Below are 14,428 nucleotides of genomic sequence, written 5' to 3'. Positions count from 1 at the left end.
CATGCGTTTCCCGGTCGGGTCCGGGCCTGCCCCGGAACATCGCCCGCGCCTTGTGCGTTCGTCCGTTATCGCAGACCGGAGGCTCCCCATGCCCGACCCCGATGTCATAGACCGCATCTGGACCCTCGCGGACAAGCTGGATCCCTGCATGTTCGTGACACGCGACGGGAACGGCCAGCGGGTCCGCCCCGTCTACGCCCGCGTCCGCCGGGACGAGGGCGCGATCTTCATCCTGTCCGACACCAAGGGCTGCAAGCTGGACCAGATCGCTGCCAACCCCCACGTTTCGCTGGCCTTTTCCGACGAGCGCGCCAACGATTACGTTGTCATCAACGGCACGGCCCAGGCCAGCCACGATCCCGCCAAGGCGCGCGATGTCTGGCGCCTGTCTGACGAGACCTTTTTCAAGTCTCCCGACAATCCCGACCTGCGGGTGATCACCGTCCGGCCCCTTTCGGCCGAGTTGTGGGACGGCAGCAACCTGCTTGTCAGTGGCGCGAAGATGCTGGCCGAACGCCTGCTGGGCGCCAAAACCGAACTGGTCGAGAATGCCAAGGTGGATCGCCTTGAATAGCGCGGCGCGCAGCCGTATCTAGGGAGGCCAGAGGACGACCTCCCCAACATGGGCAACTGCGCCGGGACGGCCCGGAAACACGAGAGGTTGTCATGGCCTGGTTCTATCTTGTCCTCGCCGGTCTTCTGGAAATCGTCTGGGCGACGGCAATGAAGCAATCCGCGGGCTTTACCCGCATCCTTCCCACGGCCGTCATGGCCGTGGGCATGGTGGCGTCGTTCTGGCTGCTGGCCGTGGCGATGCGGGCCCTGCCGCTGGGCACGGCCTACACCGTCTGGGTCGGCATCGGGGCCGTGGGCGCGTTCCTGGTGGGCATCGCGCTGTTCGGCGAACCCGTCACGCCCGCGCGTCTGCTGGCGGCCGGGCTGATCGTTGCAGGCATTGTCATGATGAAATTGGCGTCGTGACGGCTTAAACGAACCCAAAACGCACGCATTCGGCAATTTCCTTCCGCCGCCAACGGTGGTAAACCGCCCGCCAGCCACAGGAGACTCAAGCCATGCCCGCGTATCGTTCCCGCACCACCACCCACGGCCGCAACATGGCGGGCGCGCGCGGCCTGTGGCGGGCGACCGGGGTGAAGGACAGCGATTTCGGCAAGCCGATCATCGCGGTCGTCAACAGCTTCACCCAGTTCGTGCCCGGCCATGTCCATCTGAAGGATCTGGGCCAGCTTGTCGCCCGCGAGGTCGAGGCGGCGGGCGGCATCGCCAAGGAATTCAACACCATCGCGGTCGATGACGGCATCGCCATGGGCCATGACGGAATGCTGTATTCGCTGCCCTCGCGAGAGATCATCGCGGATTCGGTGGAATACATGGTCAACGCCCATTGCGCCGACGCGATGGTCTGCATTTCCAACTGCGACAAGATCACGCCGGGGATGCTGATGGCCGCGCTGCGGCTGAACATTCCGGTCGTCTTCGTGTCCGGCGGCCCGATGGAGGCCGGCAAGGTCGTGCTGGAAAGCGGCAAGGTCAAGGCGCTGGATCTGGTGGACGCCATGGTCGCCGCCGCCGACGACACCGTGTCGGACGCCGATGTGGAAACCATCGAGCGGTCCGCTTGCCCGACCTGCGGATCCTGCTCGGGCATGTTCACCGCCAACTCCATGAACTGCCTGACCGAGGCGTTGGGCCTTGCGCTGCCCGGCAACGGATCGACGCTGGCCACCCATGCCGACCGCAAGCGCCTGTTCGTCGAGGCGGGCCACCTGATCGTCGATCTGGCGCGCCGTTTCTATGAAGGCGACGACGCCTCGGTGCTGCCGCGCTCCATTGCCAGTTTCGAGGCCTTCGAGAACGCGATGACCCTGGACATCGCCATGGGCGGGTCCACCAACACGGTGCTGCACCTGCTGGCCGCCGCGCACGAGGGCGGCGTCGATTTCACCATGTCCGACATCGACCGCCTGTCGCGGCGCGTGCCGGTCCTGTGCAAGGTCGCCCCCGCCAAGGACGACGTGCATATGGAGGATGTCCACCGCGCGGGCGGCATCATGGGCATCCTGGGCGAACTGGACCGCGCCGGTCTGCTGCACACCGGTGTCGGCAGCGTCCATGCGGGTTCCCTGGCCGAGGCGCTGGACCGCTGGGACGTGATGCGCACCGACGCGGCCTCGGTCCACGACTTTTATCGCGCCGCGCCGGGCGGGGTGCCCACGCAGGTCGCGTTTTCGCAGGACCGGCGCTACGATTCGGTGGATACGGACCGGAAGGGCGGCGTGATCCGCACCGCGGAACACGCGTTTTCGCGGGACGGCGGGCTGGCGGTGCTGTATGGCAACCTGGCCGAGGATGGCTGCATCGTGAAAACGGCGGGGGTGGACGAATCCATCCTGACCTTCACCGGCAGCGCGCATATCTTTGAAAGCCAGGACGACGCCGTGTCCGCGATCCTGACCGGCAAGGTCGTGCCGGGCGAAATCGTGCTGATCCGTTACGAAGGCCCGCGGGGCGGTCCGGGGATGCAGGAAATGCTGTATCCAACCAGCTACCTGAAGTCGAAGGGCCTGGGCAAGGCCTGCGCGCTGGTGACGGACGGGCGCTTCTCGGGCGGCTCGTCCGGGCTGTCGATCGGCCATGTCTCGCCCGAGGCGGCGGAAGGCGGCACCATCGGCCTGGTGGAACAGGGCGACCGGATCGTGATCGACATCCCGAACCGGGTGATCCACCTGGACGTGGACGATGCGACCCTGGCCGCCCGCCGGGCGCAGCGCGAGGCCCAGGGCTGGAAGCCCGCCAAGCCCCGCCAGCGCCAGGTGTCTACCGCGCTGCGCGCCTATGCCGCGCTGACCACCAGCGCCGCGCGCGGCGCGGTGCGCGTCATCCCGGAATGACCGGCTGCCCTGCGGTCCAGACGGACCGCAGGCGCCACGCATCGTCCAGAAGCACCAGATCGGCGCGCCTGCCTTCCCGCAGCGCGCCGTATCCGTCGGACAGCCCGGCGGCGCGGGCCGGTTCCGACGTGGCCATCGCAAGCGCGCGTTCCGGTGCAATGCCGACCTGTTCCACCAGCACCCCGATTGCCTGATCCATGCGCAGGTCCGCCCCGGCCAGCGTTCCGTCGGCCAGCGTCAGCCGACCTTCGCGGCGGCGGATGGTGCGGCCCGCCAACGTCATGGCGGTCAGGTCGGTGCCCGCAAACGCCATGCAGTCCGTGACCAGGAAGATGCCTTCGCGCCGCGCCGCCAGGGCCGCGCGCAGGACTGCCGGATGCACGTGGATCCCGTCCGCGATCAGCCCGGCATGGGCGTTTCCCGCCAGCACCGCGCCGACCAGGCCGGGCGCGCGGTGGCCCATGGGGCTCATGGCGTTGAACAGATGCGTGGCCAGCCGCGCGCCCGCCGCGAAGGCCGTGCGGGCGGTGTCGTAGTCGCAATCGGTATGGCCCAAGCTGACGATGACGCCCGCGCGGGACAGCGTGGCGATCTGGTCCGGCGCGGCGGCTTCAGGCGCCAGCGTCACCATCAGCACCGGCAAGCCGCGGGCGGCGTCGCAGAGGCGCGCTAGGTCGTCAGCCTCCATGGGCCGGATCAGCGACGGGTCGTGGGCGCCGTGGCGGCGGGGGTCGAGATGCGGGCCTTCCAGATGCAGGCCCAGGAAGCCGGGCGTGTTCACCGCGCGGAGACCCGCGGCGATAACCGCTGCGGTCGCTTGGGGCGTGTCGGTGATCAGCGTCGGCAGCACCCCCGCGCAGCCAAGCCGCAGATGAGCGGCGCAGATCTGGCGCAGCGCCGCCGCGTCCGTGTCGCCGCCCACCATCAGCCCGTTTCCGCCGTTCACCTGCAAGTCGATGAAGCCGGGGGCCAGCGTGCCCTCCAGCCGCGCGACCGGCCCGGCCTCGGCTGTCGGCAGGATCGCCGCGATGCGGTCGCCCTTGATCGCCACGGCATGATCGGTCAGGAACCGCTGGCCATCGAAGATGCGCGTCGGGGCAAGAACGGTCATGCCGCCCCGGCCATCTGCCGCGCCATCAGCAGGGCACCGTCCGTCCCCGAGCCCATCGCGGGCCGCTGGGGCCAGTCCGTCAGCCGCGCCGCATAGGCCGGGCCAAGCCCGCCCACGAAGACCACCGGCAAGGGTTCGTCGCCTTGCAGCACGGTCAGGATGTGGCGGACTTCGGCCACCGCCAAATCAAAGACCTGCCGCGCCGCCGGATCCTCGCCCGAGACGATGCGCGGGGCAAAGGCCGCGAAATCGGCGGGGCGGGCGCTGTTGCCAAAGCGGATGATCCCCTCGATGCCGCCCGATTCCTCGAGGATCTGTTGCAGCAGCGGGGTCATGTCGGCGAACCCGTCCTCGGCCCGCATCGCCAAGGCCAGCAGCGCCCGGCCCAGCACCGCGCCCGACCCCTCGTCGCCCATCAGGAAGCCGCGCCCGCCGACCTGGCGCAGGACGCCGCCGCGCTGCACGGCGAAGACCGACCCGGTGCCCATCGCGGCAAGGATCCCGTCCCGGGTTCCAAGCGCCCCGCGCGCCGCCGTAACCGCGTCGTTGACGATCCGCATCCGCGCAAAGGGCAGCAGCAAGGCCAGCCGTTCGGTTGCCGCCGTTATCGTGCCGCCCGCAAGGCCCAGCGTGGCGATCAGATCGCGGGGATCGGCGCCGGTGCCTTCCAGGGCCTCGGCGGTGGCGGCCAGGATGTTGGCCGCCGCGCCCTCGACATCGGTGTTGATATTGGCGGGCCCGCCCCGGCCCTGACCCATGATCCGGCCGTCGGCATCGGCCAGCGCCGCGCGGCATCCGGTGCCGCCGCCGTCGATTCCCAGAAAGAACGCCATCCGCTGAACCCCTTTCGGGACGGTTCTAGCCGCGTTCGTCCGATCCGAACAGCCCGCGAAGCCCGCGGGTGACAAGGTTGCCGACCTTGGGACGGGGTTGGGCGATAAAGGGCAGGGGGCGGCAGACCTCCATCGCGGCGATGCCGACGCGGGCGGTCAGGGCGCCGTTCACCACGCCCTCGCCGAAGCGGCGCGAGACCTTCGACAGGATCCCGCCCCCGGCCACCGTTTCGATCAGGTCGTCGCCCGCCGCCACCGCGCCGGTGGCGACCAGATGGGTGATGACCGTGCGCGCCAGCCGCCAGCCGCCGACAGCGCCCGCGCGGCCGCCATAGATCTCGGCCATGCGGCGGATCATCCGCAGGTTCGCGGCAAGGGCCGCGGCGACATCGGCCAGGGCCATGGGGATCAGCGCGGTGGCGGCGGCCACGGTGCGGGCGGCGGCCTCGATCTCGCGGCGCGCCTGCTGGTCAAGCTGCGCCAGCAGTTCGGTTTCCGCCATGGTCAGCAGGGTGCGGGCGTCAAACACGTCGCCCCGGTTGTCGGCCAGCCGCTTGCGCGGCCATTGCAGTTCCGGGCGGTCGCGATAAAGCGCCAGCAGGCCGTCGGTCACGGCGCGGGCCTGGTCCATGCTGTCGCCGGTCAGCGCCGCGCCCGCCTGCCGCTGGATCGCGTCGATGCGCGCGAACCGCGCCCAGGCCCGATATTCGCGCCAGGCCATGCCCAGGGCCGCCAGCGTGAACAGCGCAAACAGCGCGACGCCGATCCAGCCCAGGACCGGATAGCGGGTCAGCAGGTCGTTGATGAAGTTCAGCGCGGCGATGGACAGCAGAAAGGTGAACAGCGCCACGCCCGAATTGACGAAGAAGCGCGTCAGCCTCGACGGCGGTCGGCCGACAAGGCGCGTCACCATCTCCATCGTGCGGGGGCGGGGCAGATGGGGATCGGCCGCGTCGATGGGCGGGGCGTCCGCGGGGTTCGGCGTGTCGTCCCGCGGCCCAGAGGCAGGGCCGGGGCGCGGGGCGGCGGCGGGCGCGTCCAGTTCGATCAGCACGGGGCCGCGGCGGGGAGCGTCGCTCATAGCCGGTCTCCGATCAGGAATTCGGCGGCGCGGTCCAGGCGGATATGCGGCGGGCCGTCGCCGGAACGGGCGGTCATGGGCGCGGGGGCGAAGTTCATGATGGCGTAGTCGCCGTCCAGCCAGGCGGGCGCCCCGTCGCGGGCGGGATGCAGCAGCGCGGCGGGATCGGCGGGCAGCTCGCCCGGGTAGAACGCCGCCTGCCGTCCGTCCAGCAGCCTGCCGCGCACGGCGGGCAGTTCCTGGCCGTCCTGGCGGATCGTGTCCTCGGTCGTGGCGCGCAGGGCGGCGATCGACATGGCCTCGGTCCGCGCACCGCTGAAATCGGCGCGGTCGCGCGCTTCTCGCAGCATGGCGGACAGGATCGCGGTCAGGCGGTTGTGCTGGATGTGGTGCAGGTGGTCGGCCTTGGTGGCGGCGAACAGGATGCGTTCCACCCGCCGCGTGCCCAGAAGCTGGGCCAGCCAGCCCGCGCGCCCGGGGCGGAAGGCGGTCAGCACGTCGGCCATGGCGCGGCGCATGTCCTCGACCGCCCTTGGCCCCTGGTGGATCGCGCCCAGCACATCGACAAGCACAACCTGCCGGTCGATGCGGGCGAAATGGTTGCGGAAGAACGGCTTGACGACCCGCGACTTGTAGGCGTCAAAGCGGCGGCGGAATTCCTTGTGCAGCCGGCCTGCGGCAAAGGACGCGGGCAGGGGGGCGAAGGTCAGGGCGGGGGATCCCTCCATCTCTCCGGGGATCAGGAAGCGGCCGGGGGTGCAGTCGGACCAGCCCGCCTCGCGGGCGGCGTGGAGATGGGCGGTATAGGTCCGGGCCAGGGACTGCGCGGTGGGCTCGTCGAAGCGGTCGGGGTTCAGGCCGTTCAGCGCCGTTTGGTAATCGTCCGCCCCGGGGCGGCCTGCCATGCGGTCCAGAACCTCGGCCGACCATTCGGAAAAGTCCTTTTCCATCAGGCGCAGGTCCAGCAGCCATTCGCCGGGATAATCAACAATGTCCAGATGCACGGTGCGCGGCCCGGTCAGCCCGCCCAGCAGCCCCTTGGGGTCCAGGCGCAGCGACAGGCGCAGCTGGCTGACATGGCGCGTCCCTTCGGGCCACTGGGGCGCGGGGCCGGTCAGGGCGGCCAGGTGGCGTTCGAAATCGAAGCGCGGGATGGTGTCGTCGGGCTGCGGTTGCAGCCAGGCCGCCTTGATCGAGCCGTCGGCCGCGGCGCGCAGGGCGTGCATCCGGCCCCGGTCCATCAGGTTCGCCACGAGCGAGGTGATGAACACCGTCTTGCCCGCGCGGGACAGGCCCGTGACCCCCAGCCGGATCACCGGATCGCCCAGGCCGATGCCTGCCATCATGCTGCTGCCGATACCCATTCCGCCTGCCGTTTTCTGCCGTCTTTGCCGAAAGATAAGGGTGGGCCGCGGCTTTGCATAGGGCGGCGGGCCGGGGTTCCGCTTGGCCCGCCGTTGCGACATAACGCGGGGATGATGGATCGGTTGCCTGTCGACGATGTTTTGCCCGCGCTGCGCGACGCCCTGGCCGCGCACGGCCGGGCGGTGCTGGTCGCGCCCCCGGGTGCGGGCAAGACCACGCGGGTGCCGCTGGCTTTGCTGGATCAGGTGGCGGGAAAGATCGTGATGCTGGAGCCTCGGCGGCTGGCCGCCCGCGCGGCGGCGGAGCGGCTGGCCGAGCAGGTGGGCGAAGGCTTGGGCGCGCGGGTCGGATACCGGATGCGCGGCGAATCGGTCGCGGGCAGCCGGATCGAGGTCGTGACCGAGGGCATCCTGACGCGGATGATCCAGTCCGATCCCGCGCTGGAAGGCGTCGGCTGCGTGATCTTCGACGAATTCCACGAACGCAGCCTGAACGCCGACCTGGGCCTGGCCCTGGTCTGGGAGGCCAGAGGGGCGCTGCGCGAGGATCTGGCGGTGCTGGTGATGTCGGCCACGCTGGACGCCGAACCCGTGGCGGCCTTGCTGGACGGCGCGCCGGTGATCCGGTCCGAGGGCCGGGCCTTTCCGGTCGAGACGCGCTGGCTGCCTCGGCCCCTGCCGCCCGGCTCGCGCCTGGCCGATGAGGCCGCGCGGCTGATCGCCCTGGCCGAACTTGAAACCCGCGACGCCGGCGGCACGGTTCTGGCCTTTCTGCCGGGCGAGGGCGAGATCCGGCGGGTGATGGCGCAACTGGGCGGCGGGTGCGAGGTGCTGCCGCTGTATGGCGCGCTGAAGCCCGCGGACCAGCGGGCGGCGCTGTCGCCCCCCGGCGCGCGGCGGCGGATCGTGCTGGCGACGGCGATCGCCGAAACCTCGCTGACCATTCCGGCGGTGCGGGTGGTGGTCGATGCGGGGCGGGCGCGGCGGGCGCGGTTCGATCCGGGTTCGGGCATGTCGCGGCTGGTCACGGAACGCGTCAGCCGGGCCGAGGCCGATCAGCGCCGCGGCAGGGCGGGCCGCGTGGCGCCGGGCATCTGCTATCGCATGTGGGCGCGCGCCGAGGAGGGCGCGCTGCCCGCCTTTGCCCCGCCCGAGATCGCCGTGGCCGATCTGGCCGGGCTGGCGCTGGAACTGGCGGCCTGGGGGGCCGAGCCGGGGGATCTCGCCTTTCTGACGCCCCCGCCCGAGGCGGCCTTGTCCGAGGCGCGCGCCCTGCTGCGAGGGCTGGAGGGCCTGGATGGGGGCGGCCGCATCACCGATCACGGGCGCGCCCTGGCGCGGCTGCCGCTGCATCCCCGGCTGGCGCATATGCTGCTGCGCGCGGGGCCGGACGCGGCGGATGTCGCGGCGCTGCTGTCGAACCGCGATCCCCTGCGCGGCGCGCCCGCCGATCTGGCGCTGCGGCTGGCGGCGGTGCGCGACCCCAAGGGATTTGCCGCGCGCTTTCCCCATGAGGCCGACCGGGCCGTGATCCAGCAGATCCGGGACGAGGCCGCCCGACTGCGGCGTCTTGTTGCGTCCCGCGACGGCGGGGGGCCTTCCGCCCCCCGCACCCCCCGAGGATATTTGGGCAAAGATGAAACGGGGGGCATGGTCTCGCTGGCCTATCCCGACCGGATCGGGCTGCGCCGCAAGGGGGACGAGCCGCGATATGTCCTGTCGGGCGGCAAGGGCGCGGTTCTGGACGGGGGCGATCCGATGGCGTCGCAACGCCTGATCGCGGCCGCCGATCTGGACGGGGATGCGCGCGAGGCGCGGATCCGCATGGCCGCCCGGCTGTCCGAGGCCGATCTGCGCGCGCTGCATGGCGACCGGATCGAGACGGTCGAGATATGCGAATGGTCGCGGCGCGAAGGGCGGGTTCTGGCGCGGGTGCAGGACCGGCTGGGAGCCTTGGTTTTGTCGGATCGGGCCTGGCCGGATGCGCCGGAAGGGGCCATCGCGCAAGCCGCCCTGGAGGGGCTGCGGCTGGACGGCCTGCCTTGGACCCCCGCCGCGGCCAGGCTGCGGGCGCGCATTGCCCTGCTGCCGGATCTGGGTCCGGTCGAGGATGCGGCCTTGCTGGCGGATGGGGCCTGGCTGCTGCCCTGGCTGGGGCGCGTCAGGACGCTGGCCGATCTGCGCGGGCTGGATCTGACGGAACCGCTGAAGGCCCGGATCGGCTGGAACGGCCAGCAGCGGCTGGACCGGGAGGTCCCGGCGCATTTCGTGACCCCCCTGGGCCGCAAGGTGCCGATCGACTATGACCACGAGCAGCCCTCGGTCGAACTGCGCTTGCAGGAGCTGTTCGGCGTGACGCGTCATCCGGTCGTGGGCGGGCGGCCCCTGCGCATCAGCCTGCTGTCGCCGGGCGGCAAGCCGGTGCAGGTGACGACCGATCTGCCGGGGTTCTGGGCGTCCTCCTATGCCGATGTGAGAAAGGACATGCGCGGGCGCTATCCTCGCCATCCCTGGCCCGAGGATCCGCGCGAGGCCGATCCCACCACGCGGGCCAGGCCGCGCGGCACCTAGTCGCCCGGATCTAATCCACCGCGCGGATCAGCGCCTTGTCGAAGACCCGCAGCACCTGGGCCAGGTCATGCCCGCGCTTGAGGATGCGCCCGTCCATGGCGATCACCGCATAGGCGCCCTGGGCCGCGCGCAGCCGGGGGCGTTTCTCGATGCGGTAAAGGGGGTGTTCCGCCGCGCGGCGGAAGACGCTGAACACGGCGGCGTCGCGCAGAAAGGACATCGCGTAATCGCGCCATTCCCCCGCTGCAACGAAGCGGCCGTAAACGGACAGGATCAGCGACAGTTCCGCCCGGTCGAAGACGACGCGGTCCGGGTCGGCGTGAAACGGCGGGCTGGCGTTCATCATGAAGGCGATGGTGACAGTCCGCCGCCCGCATGGCAATGCCGAAAACGGGCGGCGGCCCCGGATCAGTAGCAGCCGACCTTCTCGATCCGTCCGGTGCGGCCGTATTCGATGTTCAGCCGCTCGGGCCGGAAATCGGATGTCACGGGGTCGTCGGGGCCGATCTGGCGGGTGCCGATCGGAAAGGTCATGGCGCCCAGAACCGCGACCGGCTGGCCCACCAGCCCCTGATAGGCCGAGGCGCGGCAGGTGTCCGGCGCGGCATCGGGCAGGGGTTCGGCCGGCATCGGCTCGCAACCGGCAAGGGCTGCCGCGGCGGCCAGTCCAAGAACAAGGGATCGGGTGTTCATGATGATCATCCGCAATCGACGTTGGTGATGACGCCCGCCGCGTCCAGGCGGAAGACGATCCGGTTGGGGTCGTATTCCTGCGGCTCGATCCCGCGGTATTCCACGACCCGGTATTCCTTGGTGATGCCCAGGGTCGGGATCACGCTGCCGGGCTGGCCCACGGCCGAGGCATGGTTCTTGGTGGCGCCGCACAGGTCTGGCTTGCGCTCGGTCAGGCCGGCAACGCCGGCCACGGGCTCCGGCGCGGGCGGGACATAGGCCACGGGCGCGGGCTCCGGCACGGGCGCGGGCATGGGCGCCGGGGCCATGCAGCCCGACGCGAGGGCCGTGGCGGCAAGCAGGGGCAGCAGAAGCTTGATGGTTGTCATGATCGTTCTTCCCTCGGGCGGCGCCCGTCTGTCGCGGGCTCGGGTGCCGATGATACAGGCCGCGCAGGGGCTTGAGAAGGCGCGCCGATTTTCACGTTTGCATCAGCACGTCCCGCCGCCGCGCCGCCGGTCCTGCCGCGGGACCGGCGCATAGGCGCGCAGAAACAGCGCGGCGGCGTCCCGCGCGGAGGACCGGGCAAGCTCGGCCGAGGCGGCCTGCGGCGTGCCCAGCAACTGGAGCGAGCAATGCGCCCCCGCCAGGCCGACCAGCTGCCCGGCCGCGAGGTCGGTGTCGTCGATCGCCAGAAGCCCTGCCCCGGCCCATCGGTCCAGATGCGCCCGGACCGGATCGCGCAGCAGCCGCGACAGGCTGTCCTGAAACAGCGCGGCGACATCGGCAAACCGCGGCGCCTCGGCCAGAAGGGCGCGGCACAGGCTGACCCGGTGCGGATCGGCCATCCATTCCGCGGCCCGCGCGGCGATGCGCGGCACGGCCTGGTCGGGCGGCAGGTCCGGGTCGATGTCCAGGGTGAAGCTGCCCTCCAGGCGCGCGATCTCGGACCGCATGGCCTCCCGGAACATCAGCGCCTTGTCGGGAAAATAGCTGTAGATCGTCGCCTTGGACACCTGCGCGGCCCGGGCGATGTCGTCCACGCTGGCCCCGGCAAAGCCGTCGCGCAGGAAAACGGCGCCGGCGCCGCTGACCACCTGCCCGAATTTGCGGCCTTGAATAACCGATTGAGTTCGCATCATCTTCAAGTCCAAATCAGGCATTGCTAGCAGCTTGTCCGTTAGGTTCAATCCCCGATTGCACGGCCATGCCGGCGCACAAGGGCCGATCGTGGCGCAACGGCATCACGGCACGGGAACCAGCAAAACGAAAATGCCTCGTTTTTGTTCAGTTCGGGGTTGGCACCCGCGGTCCGGCTGGCATAGCTTCCCCGTCGTCACCCAACCGGCGACGTTGTTCAGGAGCTGCCGATGACGATCCCCCACACATCCTTCCGCGATTCGGTCGAACGGATGTTCACCCATGCGGCCGGTCTGATGGACCTGCAACCGGGCCTCGAGGAAAAGATCCGGGTCTGCAACTCGACCTATACCGTGCGCTTCGGGGTGCGTCTGCGCGGGCAGATCCACACCTTCACCGGCTATCGCTCGGTCCATTCCGAACACATGGAGCCGGTCAAGGGCGGCATCCGCTATTCGCCCGACGTGACCCAGGACGAGGTCGAGGCCCTGGCCGCGCTGATGACCTACAAATGCGCCCTGGTCGAGGTGCCCTTCGGCGGGTCCAAGGGGGGGCTGTGCATCGACCCGCGCGCCTGGAACGAGGACGAGCTGGAACGCATCACCCGGCGCTTCACCTACGAGCTGTCGCGGCGGAACCTGATTTCCCCGTCGCAGAACGTGCCGGCGCCCGACATGGGGACCGGGGAACGCGAGATGGCCTGGATGGCCGATGCCTACAAGCGGCTGCATCCCGACGACATCAACGCCAAGGCCTGCGTCACCGGCAAGCCGCGCCATGCGGGCGGCATCGAGGGCCGCGTCGAGGCCACCGGGCGGGGCGTGCAATACGCGCTGCGCGAGTTCTTCCGCCACGCGGACGTGATGAAGAGGGCCGGGCTGGAAGGGGGTCTCGCGGGCAAGCGGGTGATCGTGCAGGGCCTGGGCAACGTGGGCTATCACGCGGCGCAGTTCCTGTCGGTCGAGGACAAGGCCCTGATCACCTGCGTGATCGAGCGCGACGGGGCGATCACGAACCCGCAGGGCATCAACATCGACTCGCTGCGCGGCCATATCCGCGCGACCGGCGGCATCAAGGGCTTTGCCGGCGGCGAATACCGCGAGAACGGCCTGGCCGCGCTGGAGGACGACTGCGACATCCTGATCCCGGCGGCGGTGGAAAGCGTGATCCACGACGGCAATGCCGACCGCATCCGCGCCAGGCTGATCATCGAGGCCGCGAACGGTCCCGTCACCGCCGACGCGGACGAGATCCTCAAGCGCAAGGGCGTGGTCATCATCCCCGACATGTATGCCAACGCGGGCGGCGTCACGGTCAGCTATTTCGAATGGGTCAAGAACCTGTCGCAGATCAGCCTGGGCCGCCTGGAGCGCCGCCACGAGGAAGCCCGCGCCCGGATGCTGGTCGAGGAGCTGGAGAGGATCTCGGCCGACACGGGCACGAATTTCGAACTGGCGCGCGGCTTCAAGGAAGCCTTCCTGCATGGCGCGGACGAACTGGACCTGGTCCGGTCGGGCCTGGACGACACCATGCGCGAAGCCTTCAAGAAGATGAAGGACGTGTGGATGTCGAACCCGAAGGTCGATGACATGCGCACCGCGGGCTATGTCGTGGCGATCCGGCGGATCGCCAATGTCTACGGCTCGCTGGGGTTGTGAGGGGGGCGGGGGGGCGCCGCCCCCCGTCCTTCGGACTCCCCCCGGGGTATTTCGGCAACGGAGAAAACCCGGTGCCGGGGCGCGGCGGCGCGGCGCAGGCGGTCGTTGATGGCGGCGCCGAGGCCGTGGTCCGGGACCGGCGCCACCGCGATGGGGCGGCCCTCGCGGTCGGCGCGGCGCAGGATGTCGAACAGGCGGGCGGCGGCCTGGGTCAGGTCGCCGGTTTCCGACAGCGTGAAGGGACCGGGGGCGGCAAAGGCGACATGGGTTTCGCCCGGGGCGGGGTCGGCGGCGTTCAGGCGCAGCGGGGCATTCGGGGCATAGTGGCTGGTCAGTTGCCCCGGCGCGTTCGGGGCGGCGGGGTCGGCCTTGTGCGAGTCCAGCGGCTGGCCCAGGGCATCGGCGATCGCCTCGGCCGGGATGCCGCCGGGGCGCAGCAGCGTGGCGCGGCCCTGGGGCCAGCCGACGATGGTGGATTCCAGGCCCACCGGGCAGGGTCCGGCGTCCAGAACGGCGCTGATGCGTCCCTCCAGTCCGCCGTCGGGGTCCAGCACATGCGCGGCACTGGTCGGGCTGATCCGGCCCGAGGCGTTGGCCGAGGGCGCGGCCAGCGGGCCGGTCAGGCGCAGCAGGGCCTGGGCTACCGGATGGGCGGGCAGGCGGATGGCGATGGTGGGCAGTCCCGCCGTGACCAGCGAGGCGATGCCCGCATCCGGGCGCAGCGGCAGCACCAGGGTCAGGGCGCCGGGCCAGAAGGCGGCGGCCAGCGCCTCGGCCTCGGGCGGAAGATCGGCGATGGTCCGTGCGGTGTCCAGGTCGGGGACATGCACGATCAGCGGGTTGAAGGAAGGCCGCCCCTTGGCCTGGTAGATCCGCGCGACCGCCCGCCCGTTGCGCGCATCCCCCGCCAGGCCATAGACCGTCTCGGTTGGGATCGCCACGACCTCGCCCGCCGCCAGCAGGATGGCGGCGCGGGCCATGCCCATCTGGTCTGGCAACAGCTGTTCGGTCCGCATCCGTGACGCCGGGTTTCGGTTGAGCCTTGTCCGAACCCCCCTAAGATGGCCGGAACACCAGTCTGAATAG

Annotated in this window: 14 protein-coding genes; 5 read left to right on the top strand and 9 right to left on the bottom strand. The window is 70.6% G+C overall.

Going from position 1 to position 14,428, the window contains the following annotated elements; genetic code table 11:
* Positions 1–88: 88 nt before the first annotated feature.
* From ACFOM8_RS06695 to ilvD, 3 genes are all read left to right on the top strand, one after another.
* Positions 89–574: a pyridoxamine 5'-phosphate oxidase family protein gene (locus ACFOM8_RS06695; RefSeq protein WP_377760473.1), complete on the top strand. Its 486-nt coding sequence runs from the start codon at positions 89–91 to the stop codon at positions 572–574.
* A gap of 92 nt (positions 575–666) precedes the next feature.
* Positions 667–981, top strand: coding sequence for a DMT family transporter (locus ACFOM8_RS06690; protein WP_377760471.1), 315 nt, complete (start codon positions 667–669; stop codon positions 979–981).
* 92 nt (positions 982–1,073) lie between these two features.
* The gene (gene ilvD / locus ACFOM8_RS06685; protein ID WP_377760469.1) at positions 1,074–2,912 is read left to right on the top strand and encodes a dihydroxy-acid dehydratase; all 1,839 of its coding nucleotides are present in this window, start codon (positions 1,074–1,076) and stop codon (positions 2,910–2,912) included.
* On the opposite strand, the gene nagA is transcribed toward ilvD, so the two are convergent.
* The 4 genes from nagA to ACFOM8_RS06665 are packed head-to-tail and all read right to left on the bottom strand — an operon-like array spanning position 2,899 to position 7,301.
* Positions 2,899–4,023 carry an N-acetylglucosamine-6-phosphate deacetylase gene (gene nagA, locus ACFOM8_RS06680; RefSeq protein WP_377760467.1) on the bottom strand — a complete coding sequence of 375 codons (1,125 nt, stop codon included), beginning with the start codon at positions 4,021–4,023 and terminating at the stop codon, positions 2,899–2,901. The genes ilvD and nagA overlap by 14 nt on opposite strands.
* On the bottom strand, positions 4,020–4,856 hold the full coding sequence (locus ACFOM8_RS06675) for a BadF/BadG/BcrA/BcrD ATPase family protein (RefSeq protein WP_377760465.1): 837 nt from the start codon (positions 4,854–4,856) through the stop codon (positions 4,020–4,022). Before ACFOM8_RS06675 ends, nagA begins: the two co-directional genes overlap by 4 nt.
* A 25-nt stretch (positions 4,857–4,881) precedes the next feature.
* Positions 4,882–5,937 (bottom strand): YcjF family protein, encoded by a 1,056-nt coding sequence (locus ACFOM8_RS06670; protein ID WP_377760463.1) that lies wholly within the window; start codon positions 5,935–5,937, stop codon positions 4,882–4,884.
* Positions 5,934–7,301, bottom strand: coding sequence for a YcjX family GTP-binding protein (locus ACFOM8_RS06665; RefSeq protein ID WP_377760461.1), 1,368 nt, complete (start codon positions 7,299–7,301; stop codon positions 5,934–5,936). Before ACFOM8_RS06665 ends, ACFOM8_RS06670 begins: the two co-directional genes overlap by 4 nt.
* A gap of 111 nt (positions 7,302–7,412) precedes the next feature.
* On the opposite strand from ACFOM8_RS06665, the gene hrpB reads away from it, so the two are divergent.
* Complete coding sequence (gene hrpB, locus ACFOM8_RS06660) at positions 7,413–9,872, top strand: ATP-dependent helicase HrpB (protein ID WP_377760459.1); 2,460 nt, start codon at positions 7,413–7,415, stop codon at positions 9,870–9,872.
* Between the two features lie 10 nt (positions 9,873–9,882).
* On the opposite strand, the gene ACFOM8_RS06655 is transcribed toward hrpB, so the two are convergent.
* The 4 genes from ACFOM8_RS06655 to ACFOM8_RS06640 all read right to left on the bottom strand — a co-directional run bounded on the left by ACFOM8_RS06655 (position 9,883) and on the right by ACFOM8_RS06640 (position 11,686).
* Positions 9,883–10,215 carry a DUF2794 domain-containing protein gene (locus ACFOM8_RS06655; RefSeq protein ID WP_377760624.1) on the bottom strand — a complete coding sequence of 111 codons (333 nt, stop codon included), beginning with the start codon at positions 10,213–10,215 and terminating at the stop codon, positions 9,883–9,885.
* 65 nt (positions 10,216–10,280) lie between these two features.
* A complete protein-coding gene (locus ACFOM8_RS06650; RefSeq protein ID WP_377760457.1) occupies positions 10,281–10,565 on the bottom strand; it encodes an I78 family peptidase inhibitor in 285 nt (94 codons plus the stop codon).
* A 5-nt stretch (positions 10,566–10,570) separates the two neighbouring features.
* Positions 10,571–10,933, bottom strand: coding sequence for a hypothetical protein (locus tag ACFOM8_RS06645; RefSeq protein WP_377760456.1), 363 nt, complete (start codon positions 10,931–10,933; stop codon positions 10,571–10,573).
* A 102-nt stretch (positions 10,934–11,035) separates the two neighbouring features.
* Positions 11,036–11,686, bottom strand: coding sequence for a TetR/AcrR family transcriptional regulator (locus ACFOM8_RS06640; protein WP_377760454.1), 651 nt, complete (start codon positions 11,684–11,686; stop codon positions 11,036–11,038).
* A gap of 228 nt (positions 11,687–11,914) precedes the next feature.
* Here ACFOM8_RS06640 and ACFOM8_RS06635 point away from each other — a divergent pair, with 228 nt between their 5' ends.
* On the top strand, positions 11,915–13,342 hold the full coding sequence (locus tag ACFOM8_RS06635) for a Glu/Leu/Phe/Val family dehydrogenase (protein WP_377760452.1): 1,428 nt from the start codon (positions 11,915–11,917) through the stop codon (positions 13,340–13,342).
* Here ACFOM8_RS06635 and ACFOM8_RS06630 read toward each other — a convergent pair.
* Positions 13,321–14,358 (bottom strand): L-threonylcarbamoyladenylate synthase, encoded by a 1,038-nt coding sequence (locus ACFOM8_RS06630; RefSeq protein WP_377760451.1) that lies wholly within the window; start codon positions 14,356–14,358, stop codon positions 13,321–13,323. The genes ACFOM8_RS06635 and ACFOM8_RS06630 overlap by 22 nt on opposite strands.
* Positions 14,359–14,428: the final 70 nt, after the last annotated feature.

The sequence above is a fragment of the Paracoccus angustae genome (genome assembly GCF_042648745.1).
In the GTDB taxonomy this organism is placed as follows: domain Bacteria; phylum Pseudomonadota; class Alphaproteobacteria; order Rhodobacterales; family Rhodobacteraceae; genus Paracoccus; species Paracoccus angustae.
The sequence above is the reverse complement of the archived record's forward strand: the minus strand, read 5'-3'. Positions and strand labels throughout refer to the sequence as shown.

Excerpts from the sequence above, each read along its gene's own strand:
- ACFOM8_RS06670 (WP_377760463.1), bottom strand. The coding sequence starts at position 5,937 with ATGAGCGACGCTCCCCGCCGCGGCCCCGTGCTGATCGAACTGGACGCG.
- ACFOM8_RS06690 (WP_377760471.1), top strand. The coding sequence starts at position 667 with ATGGCCTGGTTCTATCTTGTCCTCGCCGGTCTTCTGGAAATCGTCTGG.
- ACFOM8_RS06635 (WP_377760452.1), top strand. The coding sequence starts at position 11,915 with ATGACGATCCCCCACACATCCTTCCGCGATTCGGTCGAACGGATGTTC.
- ACFOM8_RS06645 (WP_377760456.1), bottom strand. The coding sequence starts at position 10,933 with ATGACAACCATCAAGCTTCTGCTGCCCCTGCTTGCCGCCACGGCCCTC.
- ACFOM8_RS06675 (WP_377760465.1), bottom strand. The coding sequence starts at position 4,856 with ATGGCGTTCTTTCTGGGAATCGACGGCGGCGGCACCGGATGCCGCGCG.
- nagA (WP_377760467.1), bottom strand. The coding sequence starts at position 4,023 with ATGACCGTTCTTGCCCCGACGCGCATCTTCGATGGCCAGCGGTTCCTG.
- ACFOM8_RS06695 (WP_377760473.1), top strand. The coding sequence starts at position 89 with ATGCCCGACCCCGATGTCATAGACCGCATCTGGACCCTCGCGGACAAG.
- ACFOM8_RS06665 (WP_377760461.1), bottom strand. The coding sequence starts at position 7,301 with ATGGGTATCGGCAGCAGCATGATGGCAGGCATCGGCCTGGGCGATCCG.
- hrpB (WP_377760459.1), top strand. The coding sequence starts at position 7,413 with ATGATGGATCGGTTGCCTGTCGACGATGTTTTGCCCGCGCTGCGCGAC.
- ACFOM8_RS06655 (WP_377760624.1), bottom strand. The coding sequence starts at position 10,215 with ATGAACGCCAGCCCGCCGTTTCACGCCGACCCGGACCGCGTCGTCTTC.
- ilvD (WP_377760469.1), top strand. The coding sequence starts at position 1,074 with ATGCCCGCGTATCGTTCCCGCACCACCACCCACGGCCGCAACATGGCG.
- ACFOM8_RS06650 (WP_377760457.1), bottom strand. The coding sequence starts at position 10,565 with ATGAACACCCGATCCCTTGTTCTTGGACTGGCCGCCGCGGCAGCCCTT.
- ACFOM8_RS06630 (WP_377760451.1), bottom strand. The coding sequence starts at position 14,358 with ATGCGGACCGAACAGCTGTTGCCAGACCAGATGGGCATGGCCCGCGCC.
- ACFOM8_RS06640 (WP_377760454.1), bottom strand. The coding sequence starts at position 11,686 with ATGATGCGAACTCAATCGGTTATTCAAGGCCGCAAATTCGGGCAGGTG.